This window comes from Nocardioides pakistanensis (assembly GCF_054781215.1).
Window position 1 is genome coordinate 282,928 of the sequence record NZ_BAAGUV010000012.1, and the last position, 13,111, is coordinate 296,038.

Annotated in this window: 13 protein-coding genes and 1 tRNA gene; 8 read left to right on the forward strand and 6 right to left on the reverse strand. The window is 70.3% G+C overall.

The annotated features are described in order from the left end of the window. Window position 1 precedes the first annotated feature (1 nt). From ACYVIH_RS06155 to ACYVIH_RS06190, 8 genes are all read left to right on the forward strand, one after another. Window positions 2–157, forward strand: a complete 156-nt coding sequence (locus tag ACYVIH_RS06155; RefSeq protein ID WP_460867187.1) for a hypothetical protein — start codon at window positions 2–4, stop codon at window positions 155–157. Between the two features lie 60 nt (window positions 158–217). Beyond that, entirely contained in the window at window positions 218–394 is a 177-nt protein-coding gene (locus ACYVIH_RS06160; RefSeq protein WP_460867190.1) for a hypothetical protein, read from the forward strand. Beyond that, window positions 394–1,029, forward strand: a complete 636-nt coding sequence (locus ACYVIH_RS06165) for a nuclease-related domain-containing protein (protein ID WP_460867192.1) — start codon at window positions 394–396, stop codon at window positions 1,027–1,029. Before ACYVIH_RS06160 ends, ACYVIH_RS06165 begins: the two co-directional genes overlap by 1 nt. Before the next feature lie 46 nt (window positions 1,030–1,075). Then, complete coding sequence (locus tag ACYVIH_RS06170; protein ID WP_460867195.1) at window positions 1,076–5,182, forward strand: FtsK/SpoIIIE domain-containing protein; 4,107 nt, start codon at window positions 1,076–1,078, stop codon at window positions 5,180–5,182. A 9-nt stretch (window positions 5,183–5,191) separates the two neighbouring features. Continuing rightward, window positions 5,192–5,740 carry an RNA polymerase sigma factor gene (locus ACYVIH_RS06175; RefSeq protein ID WP_460867197.1) on the forward strand — a complete coding sequence of 183 codons (549 nt, stop codon included), beginning with the start codon at window positions 5,192–5,194 and terminating at the stop codon, window positions 5,738–5,740. A 26-nt stretch (window positions 5,741–5,766) separates the two neighbouring features. Beyond that, window positions 5,767–6,141, forward strand: coding sequence for a hypothetical protein (locus ACYVIH_RS06180; protein WP_460867199.1), 375 nt, complete (start codon window positions 5,767–5,769; stop codon window positions 6,139–6,141). 242 nt (window positions 6,142–6,383) lie between these two features. After that, a complete protein-coding gene (locus tag ACYVIH_RS06185) occupies window positions 6,384–6,758 on the forward strand; it encodes a helix-turn-helix transcriptional regulator (RefSeq protein ID WP_460867201.1) in 375 nt (124 codons plus the stop codon). Between the two features lie 144 nt (window positions 6,759–6,902). Further along, window positions 6,903–8,093: a tyrosine-type recombinase/integrase gene (locus tag ACYVIH_RS06190; protein ID WP_460867204.1), complete on the forward strand. Its 1,191-nt coding sequence runs from the start codon at window positions 6,903–6,905 to the stop codon at window positions 8,091–8,093. 350 nt (window positions 8,094–8,443) lie between these two features. Here the strand turns inward: ACYVIH_RS06190 and ACYVIH_RS06195 are convergent. The 6 genes from ACYVIH_RS06195 to aroH form a co-directional block, all read right to left on the reverse strand. Then, window positions 8,444–8,517 (reverse strand) — tRNA-Pro (locus ACYVIH_RS06195). Between the two features lie 75 nt (window positions 8,518–8,592). Next, the gene (gene der, locus ACYVIH_RS06200; RefSeq protein WP_460867206.1) at window positions 8,593–9,939 is read right to left on the reverse strand and encodes a ribosome biogenesis GTPase Der; all 1,347 of its coding nucleotides are present in this window, start codon (window positions 9,937–9,939) and stop codon (window positions 8,593–8,595) included. Next, window positions 9,936–10,715 carry a lysophospholipid acyltransferase family protein gene (locus ACYVIH_RS06205; protein WP_460867208.1) on the reverse strand — a complete coding sequence of 260 codons (780 nt, stop codon included), beginning with the start codon at window positions 10,713–10,715 and terminating at the stop codon, window positions 9,936–9,938. The genes der and ACYVIH_RS06205 overlap by 4 nt, the downstream gene beginning before the upstream one ends. Further along, window positions 10,712–11,377 carry a (d)CMP kinase gene (gene cmk, locus ACYVIH_RS06210; RefSeq protein WP_460867211.1) on the reverse strand — a complete coding sequence of 222 codons (666 nt, stop codon included), beginning with the start codon at window positions 11,375–11,377 and terminating at the stop codon, window positions 10,712–10,714. The genes ACYVIH_RS06205 and cmk overlap by 4 nt, the downstream gene beginning before the upstream one ends. Before the next feature lie 46 nt (window positions 11,378–11,423). Further along, window positions 11,424–12,521, reverse strand: a complete 1,098-nt coding sequence (locus ACYVIH_RS06215) for a prephenate dehydrogenase (protein WP_460867213.1) — start codon at window positions 12,519–12,521, stop codon at window positions 11,424–11,426. Further along, a complete protein-coding gene (aroH, locus tag ACYVIH_RS06220; protein ID WP_460867215.1) occupies window positions 12,518–12,910 on the reverse strand; it encodes a chorismate mutase in 393 nt (130 codons plus the stop codon). The genes ACYVIH_RS06215 and aroH overlap by 4 nt, the downstream gene beginning before the upstream one ends. Window positions 12,911–13,111: the final 201 nt, after the last annotated feature.

Sequence of the window (13,111 nt, forward strand, 5' to 3'; positions counted from 1 at the left end):
GATGGGGCTGCTCCTGGTCGCGGCGTTGGCGGGGCTGACCGTGGCGACGACGGTACGGGCCAAGGTGGCCGCATGGCGCGTCTTCGACGCTGCGGTCGAAGAGCAAGCGCAGACGCTGTTCGCTGAGATCGACGAGTACCTGCACCCCAACCGCTGAACCGGCCGAGCCTGCCCGACCGGGGCGTGTACGAAGCCGGGCCTACGCATGTTGCCCGCCATGAACGAGAACTTCGGCGAGCACGATCGACACCGGTTCAGTGACCGGCTCAACGGCGACGTGCAGCGCAGCGCCGACGAGGTGAGCGACTGGATCAACGGCAGCGGCGGCATGGTGCTGGGACTGGCCGTGATCGCCCTCGCCATCTGGTTCGTCGCCGGACTGGTGGTCGGCTGATGAGCCGCCGACCCGCACCGGTCGGACGCCCTGGCGGTCACCCCCGGATCCTCGGCATCGCAGGGGGAGGCCTGGACGACGCCGCATGGGCCGTGAGCGCCGAGGTCGCCAAGATCGGCCAGTATGGCGAGCGCAAGACCGCCGCCCTGCTCAACCGGTACGCCGCCTCGGACCGAGGCGTGACCGTGCTGCACGACCTGCACCTGCCGATCCCCGGCTTCTCCGCGAACATCGACCATGTGGTCGTCTCCGGACGCACCGTCCACATCATCGACGCCAAGGTCTGGCGACCCGCGTTCTACTGGACGCTCGGCGCCAGGACCCGCCGCGGTCTCTCCCGGTTCACCCCGGCCGAGAAGCAGACCATGGCGATGGCACGGAGCGCTCTGTCGCGCTACCTCGACCGCGAGCGGGCCACATTCGCAACCCCGGTCGTCGTCGTCTGGCCGTCCTCCGCGGCAAGCCGACTCAACGTCTCCTGGTTGAGGATCCCCGGCGCCACCGCGATGACCGCAGGCGCCTTCGAGCGCTACGCCGAGCGCACCTTCGGCCGCCGCGGCAAGCCCGCCGACCCACGCGTCGTTCACGCGCTCGCCACCCTGACCAACTCCAGCCCGCGCCGCCGAGCCGGATAGCCGCTCGCACCGTCCGCCCATCGCCACCAAGGAGCGCACCGCACCGATGGCCACCGCCCGCAAGAACCAGCAGCCGGAGACCCCACAGGCCGCCGCCCCGACCGTCGCGGGGATCGGCCTGGCTGTTGGCGTCGCGCTCCTGTGGTTCGGCTACCCCGGCGCCACGCTGATCTGGCTGATGGTGACCGTCGCGGCCTGGGTTGCCCCGCCAGCGGTGTTCACCGGCAAGAAGGACGCCTCCGGCTACGCCACTCCGGCGCACCCCGGCGAGCGCGCCGCAATGCAGCGGTACCGGTTCTGGGCCGACCTGAAGTGGCGGATGATCATCCCGACGGCCTCGCTCGCCCCGGGCTGGCCGCCGTACGCCGCGTGGGTCTTCGGTCTCCTGGCTGCTGCCGGTGCCTGGGCGCTTCCTCACGAGTGGCATCTCGCCCGACACCTCGATGCGGCCGCCACCTTCATCCTCGTCACCCAGGTCGCGGCGGCACGCCGCAAGACCGTCGCCGTCGCCGATGTCTCCCCCGGGGTCCGGCTCGACGCGCTCGCGAAGGCGCGAGAGGCCGACAACGAGACCCTGATCCCGGGTGCGGCCGCGGTCGTCCTCGGCGGTGGGGCGGGCTCGTACCTGACAGGTGCCTGGCTCCCGGCCCCGCCGCTACCCGGACTGCTCGGCGACGTCTACTGGTGGATCCTCGGGGCGCTCCTCGGCGCCGGTGCCGGAGGCGCCCGGTGGTGGGTCGAGGCGTCCCTGTCGGACTGGCGCGAACTGGTCGCGGCCCGAGCCGAGTGGGAGCCGCGCTGGCAGATGCTGAAGCACGACCCGGCACCATTCCTGATCCGCCGTGAGCACGTCGGCAGCGCCGTGGTCGACACGTTCGCCGCACCGGGCTCGATGGGCGCGATGGCCTACTGGCCCCTCGGCCCCAAGATCGCACCGACAACCGGCGCCGGTCAGCGCCTCGCGGTGCTGTCCGTGCCCAACACCGACTCCCAGGACCAGCCGGTCCTCGGGACCCGGCACCCACTGAACTTCCAGGTCGTCACCTGGCCCGCCGACGCCCTGCCCGACATGGCCGCCCTGGACACCGCCCCTGAGGTCGCCTCCCTGTTCATCCAGTGCGCGGTGGTCTGGGCCTGTGACGCCACCGGCTACGCCCGGCCGATCCTGTCCGAGGTGCAGCCGCTCGGCATCGCTGCCGCACCGGCAGGCGGCCTGGACACCGGCGGTAGCGCAGATGACGGGGGCGACGAGCCGCCCGCCTCCGCCGCACCGACCGCACCGGGCACCCAGGCGTGGGGCACCACCTGGCTGCTGCCGGACGGGCCGCCGTTCGTGCACCTGCGCACCGCCCTGCTCGGTGACATCTCCGCACAGTTGGGTTGCGAGGTGCTCGTCGACCACCGCAACGAGGTGCTGTACGCCGGGGCACTGACCACGGGCACCACCGAGTTCGACCCGCAGTTCGGCATCGACGGCGAGGCGATGCGGCTGATGAGCGTCGAAGACACCTGGAACGACCGGTGGGCCGAGGTGATGAAGCAGGGGGTGAACCCGCCAACGATCCAGCACCCCACCTACGCCGAGGCGGCCCTGGCGAACGGCGCAACCGTGCGCCGCCAGGCGTTCACGACCCGACGCGGGGTCGACCCGCAGGAGTTCTTCGGCCTGGAACCCAAGATCGCCGCGACCCTCGACGGCGCACCGTACGTTGCGGTGTGCGGCTGGGCATCGCGCGGGCGTATCGGTGAACGTCACCCGCAGGCGTTCACCGTCTACTGGTCCCACGACCCCGTGCCCGCCAACCCCGACACGCTGCCTCCGGCGCAGGGTCGCACGGATGCGCCCCAGTGGGTGCTCTCGGGCCGGATCAACGACGCGTTCAAGGCCGCTCGCCTGGCCAAGCCGGAGGTCTACGACGTCCGGTGCCTAACCACGCCCCGCTCGCGCGGACACATCTGGCAGATGAAGTTGCGGCTGTATGGCGGCGTCACCCTGGCCGACGTCCGCGGTGCCGCCCAGCGACTGCGCCAGCACCTGGGCTCGGAGTGGCTCCGGGTCGAGGCCGCGAAGGACGGCTGCGTCCTCGTCGCAGGCGCCGCACCGGGAAGGGTCCAACTGGCCAGCCCCGACCGCGACACCGCTTACCTCGCCGCCCTGGACTGGGAGCAGGCGTGGCTGGACGTGAAGATGTCCGGCGTGGGCGGACTGACCCCCAAGTTGGTCGGCGTCGGCCACCTGCCCCACAACGACATGGTGCAGGTCCTCGACTTCGAGTTGCCCTCGGGCCTGTCGGTCGGTGACGTGCGAGCGGTGTCGGCGAAGTTGGGGACCGCCACGGCCAACGCCTTCATCGACGTGCGCGAGTCGCCCGACGGCAAGGCCGACAAGATGCGCGTCCTGGCCTGCGAGGTCAACCCGCTGTCGGAGCGGGTCGCGTTCGACTTCGACGTCGTCGACGAGATCTCGGGCATTCCCTTTGCCACCGGCGTCGAGGGAGAGCCGATCGTCTTCGACCCGCTCGACTCGCCGCACGCCCTGCTGGCTGGTGTGACCGGCGCTGGTAAGTCCGTGCTCGCCGCCAACTTCCTCTACGGGTTCCTCGCCCATGGCGCCGAGGTCTACGTCATCGACCCGGTCAAGGGCGGCGCCGACTTCCAGTTCGCCAAGCCGTACGCGCGCGCGTTCGCCGACAACCCGTTCCAGGCCGCGGGCGTGATGAAGGCTGTCTACGCCGAGGTGGTGCGCCGCAAGACGCTCAACGCCCAGCACGGCGTCGGCTCCTACCGGGACCTGCCCGAGCCGCCGCGACCGATCGTGGTCATGATCGACGAGTTCACCTCGCTGATGGGCCAGTCGCCGGTGCCCAAGCCTTCCGACGACCCGGAGATCGAGCGGGAGCGAGCACTGCTCGTCGCCGACAACGCCGCCCGTGTCGAGGTCGGCGTGATCGCCGGGAAGTTGGCGCGTGAGGCGCGGTCGGCCGGAGTGACGCTGCTGCTGGGCACCCAGAAGTTGACGGCCAAGATGCTCGACACCATCCCCGGCGGCATGGATCTGAAGACCAACCTGGCGCGGGTGCTGCTGGGCAAGGCCTCCTACGGCGACCGCGCATCTGCGCTCCGGGCCTTCGACTCCGCACCGATGCTGGACGGGGCCATCCCCAAGGGCCGCGGGCTGTGGGAGTCCCTGACTACCTCCGCTGTCGTGATCCAGTGCTGGTACGCCCCGCAGGAGGTGATGGCGGAGAACCTCGGCCACCGGGTCGCGCCCATCCCCGAGGACGAGAGGCTCGACGTGAGCCAGTTCGTGGCTCCGGAGCCCGACGTGGACGGCGCGGTGATCGGACCGGGCCCGTCCCGCATTCCAGCAACAGCCACCGTCGCCGAGCCCGACCAGGTGATCGAACTCGACGCGATCGAGTTGTCCCTGGACGACCTGGAGATGAGCCTCGACGACACCGACGAGCAGGCAGTCCCTGCTGCCGATCCTGCCGTCGACGAGGACGGCAGGGACACGGACGCGACAGTGCCGCCGGTCTTCGACTGGGACGCCGCCGAGGCGGCTGCCCGGGACTCGGAAGACGACGATGAGCCGGACGACGATCTCGACTGGCCCGAGGTTCCCGCAGACCCGACACGCGCGCCGCAGACCGTGCCGGACGAGTGGCTTACCGAGACGCGCACGGTCCCTGACCCCGCGACAGAGCAGACCGCCGCGGAGGAGCCGCCCGACGTCCCGGCCGACGGCATCGAGGTCGGGGAGCACGTCGTGTGGGACGAGATCGACCCGTCACCGTGGGAGCCAGCCGAGTCGCAGCACGGCTGGTCCGAGATCGACGCCGTACTCGCCTTCCTCACCGACTTCCCCGAGGTCCGCTCGCTCACCTGGACCGATGCGCACCTTGCAGACGAGGACGACATGGGCGTCACGTTCGCCGAGGTGGTCTCCGACCTCCTCGCCGCTCGCGGCGTGAACGCGCTCGGCCCGCAGTTCCCGAGCCCCGCACCGGCCGATGGCGACCTGCCGGAAGACCAGCGAGACACCCCGGCGGCCTCGTGCGCCGCCGACCCCACCGACCCGGACGATGACGACGACTTCACCTTGCCAAAGGTGGCGGCGCACCTCATCCCCGACGATGACCCGTTCGGCTGAGAGGGCGTCATGGACATCACCGAGGCACGCTGCTGTGTGGAGACGCTGTGGCTCAACTACTACGACGACGTCTACAACCAGGTCTACCGGATGTGCCACAACCGGCACCTGGCCGAGGACATCGCTGCGGAGACCTTCGAGCGGGCGCTGCGTGCCCTGCACCGCGCGGAGGAGATGCACCCCACGCCGCAGCCGTGGCTCCGGGCGATCGCCAAGAACCTGCTCACCGATCACTGGCGGAAGGCGTCGCGGCGGCACGAAGTCCTCGTCGACGTGTGTGAGGACGCCCCGCTGCTGGTCGAGGAGCCGACCATCAACCTCGCCGACGCCATGACGCACGCCAAGGCAGCGCTCGCCCTGCTGACACCTGGCCAGCGGGAGGCCGTCGTGCTGCGGAGCCTGCACGAGATGGACACCACCGAGGCAGCCCGCCAGATGGGCCGATCCCCTCAGGCCGTCCGCAGCCTCCAGCACAAGGCGCGACGCAAGATCGCCGAGTACCGGGCGCAGAACGACGTCGACCTGGCAGGCCTCGGAGCAGAGGTGGCCGGGGCATGATTGGCTACGCGAACGGCGCTGGAGACATGAGCGCGCTCCCTCCGTCCTTCTCGCTGCTGCTCCTTCTCGGCGCGGTCTCCTCGATCGCGTGGATCGCGGCCGAGGTCGGGCGTAAGGCCTCTGTCAAGGGGTCCCACCGCCGGTACGTCCTGGCCAGCACCGAGCGCGGGTTCCGCTACCCAGCGATCGTCTACCTGATCATGTCGGCGGCCACCGAGTCCGTCTACGGAACGTGGTTGCAGTTCCTCTTCGACTGCGTCGGGATCGCACTGTGGATCTGGCTGTGGTGGGAGAAGCAGCGCGACGGCGAGGACGACGACTTCTGGAACGGCCTGTCGGGACGGATGCGCAGGTCGCTCGGCGGGTCCATCCGGTCTCTGGCGACCGGCGGTGCTCGGTAGCGGCTCGGTGAGATCGTCCCGCACCGGGCCCGTGCTCGCAGCGGACTAGACCGCCGTCATGCGACTGCAAGCGCCGTACCCCCGGTTCAAACCATGCGCCGCCGGTGGCCCCCGGTAGGCGCATAGGCACGTGCGACCCACCGAAGGGCTGTGCCCCAGGTCACAAGTCACTCCGCCGAGGCCCCGCGCACCGGCATAGGGAAGCCAAACCGAGCAAATCCGCGCAAAGGACAGCAGCAGTCATGACCGAGAACCAGAACCCAGACATCGAGATGGACAACGTCGTCGCATTCGGAGGACCCGCGGTCGCCGTGGACGTCGCACCGGCCGACCCGATCATGACTATCGACCAGGCCGCCTTGTACCTGGGCATCCCCAAGGCGACCATCTACACCTGGCGCACCCGCCGCCCGGGATACGGGCCCCGCGCCCTGAAGATGGGCGGCCTCTTGCGATACAGGCGCTCGGAACTCGACGCGTTCCTCGACCGGCGCATGGAAGAGGTTGACGATGCGGGGGTTCCGGTGCCCGCAGAGGACGATCGTCGGGGCCGTCAGCCGAAGTCCACCGAGCCCGTCCGTCAGGTGCGCACTCGCCGTAGCCGCCCTCGCCGGTGACGGCGAGCCCCTGACCACAGCCCTCGCCCCGTCCGATAGTTTCGAGCCACCCAACATCAGCGTTCGGTCGCTCGCCGGAAGCCCTGACCAGGCTGCACGGAGGCGGTGAGAGCGCTACTCGCTGCTACCAGAAGGAACAGACTCATGGCACGTCCACCGTTGCCCATCGGCGCGCACGGAAACATCTTCGTCACCCAGGAGCCCAACGGCGTCTGGCGGGCCCGGACCAGATTCCGGGACCTCGACGGCCGCGTCCGGCCCGTAGAGAAGTCCGGCCATACAGCAGCAGCGGCCAAGCGCATCCTGCAAGAGGCCCTCACCGAGCGAGTCAAAGCGATGGGGTCTACAGACCTCCAGCCGACTACGCCGTTCAAGGACCTAGTCGATTTCTGGCTGGAGGACCTGGCACAGCGGGAGGACGCGCCCCGTCCGGCGACCCTGGACAAATACCGCACGACGCTGAGCCATCTCGTCGAGAGCATGGGTGGGCTCCAGTTGCGAGAGGCGACTGCTGGGCGAATCGACTCTCACCTGAAGGCGCTCCCATCCCCTGACATGCGCCGCAAGGCGCGGTCGCATCTCATGAACATGTTCGACCTCGCGGTCATTCACGAGGCCGTGCCGACCAACCCCGTGCTATCCACCTCCAAGCACAAGCGCCGCAAGCGGGATGTCGAGGACATCCCCATGGATGCGATCGAGTCGATCCGTCAGGCAGTCAGAGACGCCATGACCAAGAAGCGGTCCGGGCCGAAGACGAGCGGCGACATGGCCGACATCATCGACCTCCTCCTAGCCACCGGATGCCGTATCGGCGAGATCCTTGCGCTCCGTTGGGAGGACTGCGACCTCACGACTAGACGGCCGACCATCACGGTCACGGGGTCGATCAAGTACGAGAAGGGCAAGGGCAACTACCGCGACGTTCCGAAGACGAGGGCCTCCAACCGCACGTTCGTGCTGCCGCCTTTTGCAGCGCAGATGCTGCGCCGCAGGAAGATGGCTCAGGCTCCCAACCCGCTCGGCGCGGTCTTCGTCACCAGGAACGGGACGTGGCACCAGTTGTCCAACATCGAGCGTCGCTGGAGAATGATCCGCTCCGACGCCGGACTCGACTGGGTGAAGTTCCACTCGTTCCGTCGCACGGTCGCGACCCAGGTTGACGCCGTCGTCGACAAGGAAGCGGCAGCACGGCTGCTTGGCCATGCCTCCTCAGCCATCACCGAGGCTCACTACATCAACCGCAAGCCTGAAGTCGTCGACCTCAGCGCAGTCATCGAGGAGCGGTTCGCACCCAAGCATCCCGACGAGGGTCCGACAGCACAGGCGCAGTAAGGCACCACCGACCTGAGTACAAAGCCGAACGGGCGGCCCTGGAATCCAGGGCCGCCCGTTCTCATTCGTGAGGCCAGTACCGCTCGCTGCTACCCAACATCAATCGGCACTGGTCTCCTCGGCCGGAGCGAACGGACCGGGGACCGCGACACGGAGTTTCCAGGGAACCACCCCCAGACGTGCCGCCGCCCCATCCTTCGGTTGCCGACCGACGCTCTTGACTTGTGGACTTTCCAGTCGCGGCGAAACCGCGGGCATTTACGTGGGGTTTCCGTGGGATAAGACGATTGTAGTCGAATCCTTCGGTCCCCTCTGGCCTGCGTTTCCGCAGGTCAGAGGCCCTTTACCCGTCGGGCTGACAGGATTTGAACCTGCGACCCCTTGACCCCCAGTCAAGTGCGCTACCAAGCTGCGCCACAGCCCGATGCCCGCGAAGTCGACGCGCGACGAGCGGGCGGTGAGAACCTTACCCCAGCGAGAGCAGCGGCAAGAAACCGACTCACTTCTTGTCGCGTTTGCGTGGCCTCTGCTGCACGTGGATCGGGGTGCCGACGAACCCGAACTCCTCGCGAAGACGGCGCTCGATGTAGCGGAGGTAGCCCGCCTCGAGCATGCCCGAGGTGAACAGCACGAAGGTCGGCGGCGACGTGGACGCCTGAGTGCCGAACAGCACGCGCGGCTGCTTGCCCCCGCGCACAGGGTGCGGGTGCTCCGCGACGAGACGGCCGAGGAAGGAGTTGAGCGCACCGGTGCCGACCCGGGTCTCCCACCCCTCCAGCGCCGCGTCGAGCGCCGGGACAAGCTTGTCGACGTGCCAGCCGGTGCGCGCGGTGATGTTCACCCGCGGCGCCCACTGCACGCGCTGCAGGTCCCGGTCGATCTCGCGCTCGAGGTAGTAGCGGCGCTCCTCGTCGACCAGGTCCCACTTGTTGAAGGCGATCACGAGGGCTCGGCCCGCCTCGGCCACCGTCGTGATGATCCGCTGGTCCTGCTCGGTCAGCGGCTTGGACGCGTCCACGACGAGCACGGCGACCTCGGCCCGCTCGATCGCGGTGTTGGTGCGCAGGCTCGCGTAGTACTCGTGACCCGACGCCTCCTTCACCCGCTTGCGGATGCCGGCGGTGTCGATGAAGCGCCACTCCCGGCCGCCGAGCTCGATCAGCTCGTCGACCGGGTCGACCGTCGTACCAGCGGCGTCGTCGACCACGACCCGCTCCTCCTTCGCCAGCTTGTTCAGCAGCGAGGACTTGCCGACGTTCGGCTTGCCGACGATCGCGACCCGGCGAGGGCCGCCGACCTCCTCGAAGGACTCCGGCGGGGTCTCCGGGAGCGCCGCCAGGATCGCGTCGAGCAGGTCGCCGGAGCCGCGCCCGTGCAGCGCCGAGACCGGGTAGGGCTCGCCGAGGCCGAGGTTCCACAGCCCGTAGGCCTCCGCCTCGGCCCGCATGTCGTCGACCTTGTTCGCTGCGAGTACGACGGGCTTCCCGGCCTTGCGCAGGATCCGGACGACCGCCTCGTCGGCGTCGGTGATGCCCACGGTCGCGTCGACGACGAACAGCACGGCGTCGGCGACCTTGACGGCAACCTCCGCCTGGGCGGCGATCCGCTCGGCGAGACCGCGTGCGTCCGGGTCCCAGCCGCCGGTGTCGACGACGGTGAACGCACGGCCGTTCCAGGTCGCGTCGTAGGAGACCCGGTCACGGGTGACGCCGGGCACGTCCTCGACGACGGCCTCGCGGCGGCCGAGGATCCGGTTGACCAGGGTCGACTTCCCGACGTTGGGGCGGCCGACCACGGCCAGCACGGGCGTGGGGCCCGTTGCAGCGTCGACGTGCTCAGTGGTCATGGGTGTCTCTCTCGTGAGGGGTCCCGGCGAAGGTTGTCGAACAGCTCCGCGGCGGTGACCCCGGGGATCGGCCCGGGCAGCTCCCGGCCGGTGATACGTCTTGCTTCAACAAGATGCTCGACGAAACTCTTCCGCAGCACCTCGGCAGCCTCGCGCACGTGCGACTGCCTGCGCGGCCAGGGCTGCGGTTCCAAGTACACCGGAGAGCCGTACACCAAGTCGAATCGGGCACCGCGCGGAGGGATCGAGTCGACGTGCCCGCCGGGCTCCCGCGTCCCGAACATCGCCAGGGGTACGACGGGCGCACCGGTGACGAGTGCGAGGTAGGCCACCCCGTTGCTCATCCGGTCGAACTCACCGGACCCCCGCGTCCCCTCGGGGTAGATGGCCACCACTCCCCCGTCCCGCAGCACCCGCAAGCAGTCCTTGATCGCCGACGGGTCCACCTCGTGGCGCGAGAGCGGGATCTGTCCGACCGCGCGCAGGGCGAGGCCGGTGTGGCCCTCGAACATCTCCTTCTTGGTGAGCGCGTGCACCGGCCGCGGTGCGAACGCGGCCAGCACAGGACCGTCGAGAAGCCCGATGTGGTTCGAGGCGATGATGTGGGGCCCCCGCCGCTGGATGAACTCCGCGCCGTGGGTGCGCACGTCGTACCGGGAGCGGAACCAGGCCCGTCCCGCCGGCCTCAGGGCACGCAGCAGCCGGTGCGAGGGGTGGACCGCTTCGTGCGAACGCGGCAGGTCGTGGTGCGCGTGCCGGGGTAGCCGCCCGGTCACCGGGTGGCTGCCTGCTCGACGAGCGCCACCACCTGCTCGACGACCTCCTCGAGCGTGAAGGGTGTGGTGTCGATGTGGTGGGCGCCGGGTGCCATCGTCAGCGGCGAGGCCTTCCGGCCGGAGTCGAGCCGGTCGCGGCGCAGCAGGTCCTGCTCGGTGGCGGAGACGTCGACGGTGTGCTGCAACTCGGCGCTGCGCCGGGCGGCCCGCGCCGCCGGGTCCGCGGTGAGGTAGACCTTCACCGGAGCATCCGGCGCGACGGTGGTGCCGATGTCGCGACCCTCCACCACGATCCCGCCGTCGCCGATGATCTCGCGCTGCTCGCGCACGAGCCGGGCCCGCACCTCCGGGACCGCGCTGACCGCACTGACCGCCGCGGTGACCTCCGCGGAGCGGATCGGCCCGGCGACGTCGACCCCGTCCACGCTGATCGTCGGGTGCTCGGGGTCGGTGCCGGACACCAGCACGGGCTCCTCGGCGTGTTCCGCCACCGCGGCCGCGTCGTCGACGTCGACGCCGCGCTGGAGCATCCACCAGGTCATCGCCCGGTACATCGCCCCGGTGTCGAGGTAGCGCAGACCGAGCCGGCGCGCGACGCCCCGCGAGGTGCTGGACTTGCCCGACCCCGAGGGGCCGTCCATGGCGACGACGACGGTGCTCACGCTGCTGGTTCCTGTCCTGCTCGACCGACTGTTCCGGCCACGCAGCCTACCGGTGCGTGGTCCAGCCTCGTGCCTGGAGTTGGTCGCCGAGGAAGTCGGCCCGGTCCGCTGCGACTGTCAGCTCGACGAGGCCGACCGGGCGTGCCGGGTCGTGGTCGATCCGGAGGTCCTCGACGTTGACCCCGATCTCGCCGGCGTCGGACAGCAGCCGGGCCAGCTCGCCGGGGTGGTCCGGGACGGCGACGTAGACCGGGGCCGAGGGCACCGCGGGCCCACCGTGCTTGCCGGGGATCGCCTCGGTCCCGGCGACCCCGCGTTCGAGCAGGTTCCGGACCCGTTCCCGGTCGCCGCTGCGGACGGCCTCGAGCAGGGCGTCGAGGTCGGCACGGACCGCGCCGAGGAGGTCGGCGACCGCCTCGGCGTTGCCCGCCACGATCTGCTGCCACAGGCCCGGGTCGCCGGCGGCGATCCGGGTGACGTCGCGCACGCCCTGGCCCGAGAGCGCCAGGTGGCTCGCCGGCGCGTCGGCCAGCCGTCCCGCGACCAGCGCGGCCAGCAGGTGCGGCAGGTGCGAGGTGCGGGCCACCGCCTCGTCGTGCTCGTTCGGGGTCAGCCGCACCGGGGTGGCGCCGCAGGCGAGCGCGAGTGCAGTCACCGTCTCGACCGCCTCGGGCGCCGCGGACTGGTGCGGAGTGACCGCCCACGGCCGGCCGTCGAAGAGTGCTGCGGACGCGGCGAACGGCCCGGAACGCTCACTCCCGGCCATCGGGTGGGACCCCACGTAGCGCGCCAGGTCCTCGGCCGGGACCCTGTCTGCGACCGCGCGCAGCGGGACGCCCTTCACGCTGCCGACGTCGGTGACGAACGCGTCACCGTCGGCGAGGGCGGTCACGATCTCGTCCGCGAGATGGTCCGGGGGCACCGCCACGACGACGAGCCGCACTGGCGACCCCGTCGCTGCGTCGGCGTCGACACCCGCTCCGACACCGGCGGCGATCGTGACGTTCTGCGGGTTCACGTCACGCAGCAGCACCTCGATCCCCCGCCGGCGCAGCGCCAGGCCGATCGACGTACCGAGCAGGCCGGCGCCGACGACCAGCACCGGGCCGGTCAGCGGAGCGTCCGGCCCTCCCTGGCCGCTCACTCCTGTTCCGGGTCGGGCACGGAGTGCACCTTGGTCAGGTCCCGGCGCAGGGCAGCAGCGCCGTGCAGGTACACGTGGGTGATGTCGCGGCGCGGCAGGTCGGTCTCCACGTGCGCCAGCAGCCGGACCACCCGGGGCATCGCGCCCTCGACGGCGATCTCGCGAGCGCAGATGAGCGGCACGTCGTCGAAGCCGAGCTGTCGCGCGGCGTACGCCGGGAACTCCGAGACCAGGTCCGGGGTTGCGGTGAACACGACGCTGATGAAGTCGTCGACCTCGAGGGAGTTCGACGCCATCACGTCCTCGACCATCTCCGCGACCCGGTCGAGCATGTGGTCGCGGTCGTCGGCCTCGAGCTGGGTGGCCCCTCGCACTGCCCGCACTGCCACGCGTCGTCTCCTCGGTTGTTCTCGCCGGACCGGCTGCCGGGGCGCCCTGCCCCCTCAAACCCTAGTCGGTGAGCGTGGGGGCCGACCTGCATCGTCCACGAGCGCGAACGGGGGTCCGTGCGCACCGGGTCCGCGTCAGACCCGGTTCCGCAGGTAAGTCCCGAGGTTGTCGGGGTGTGAACGCAACAAGTGCCTTTCAGT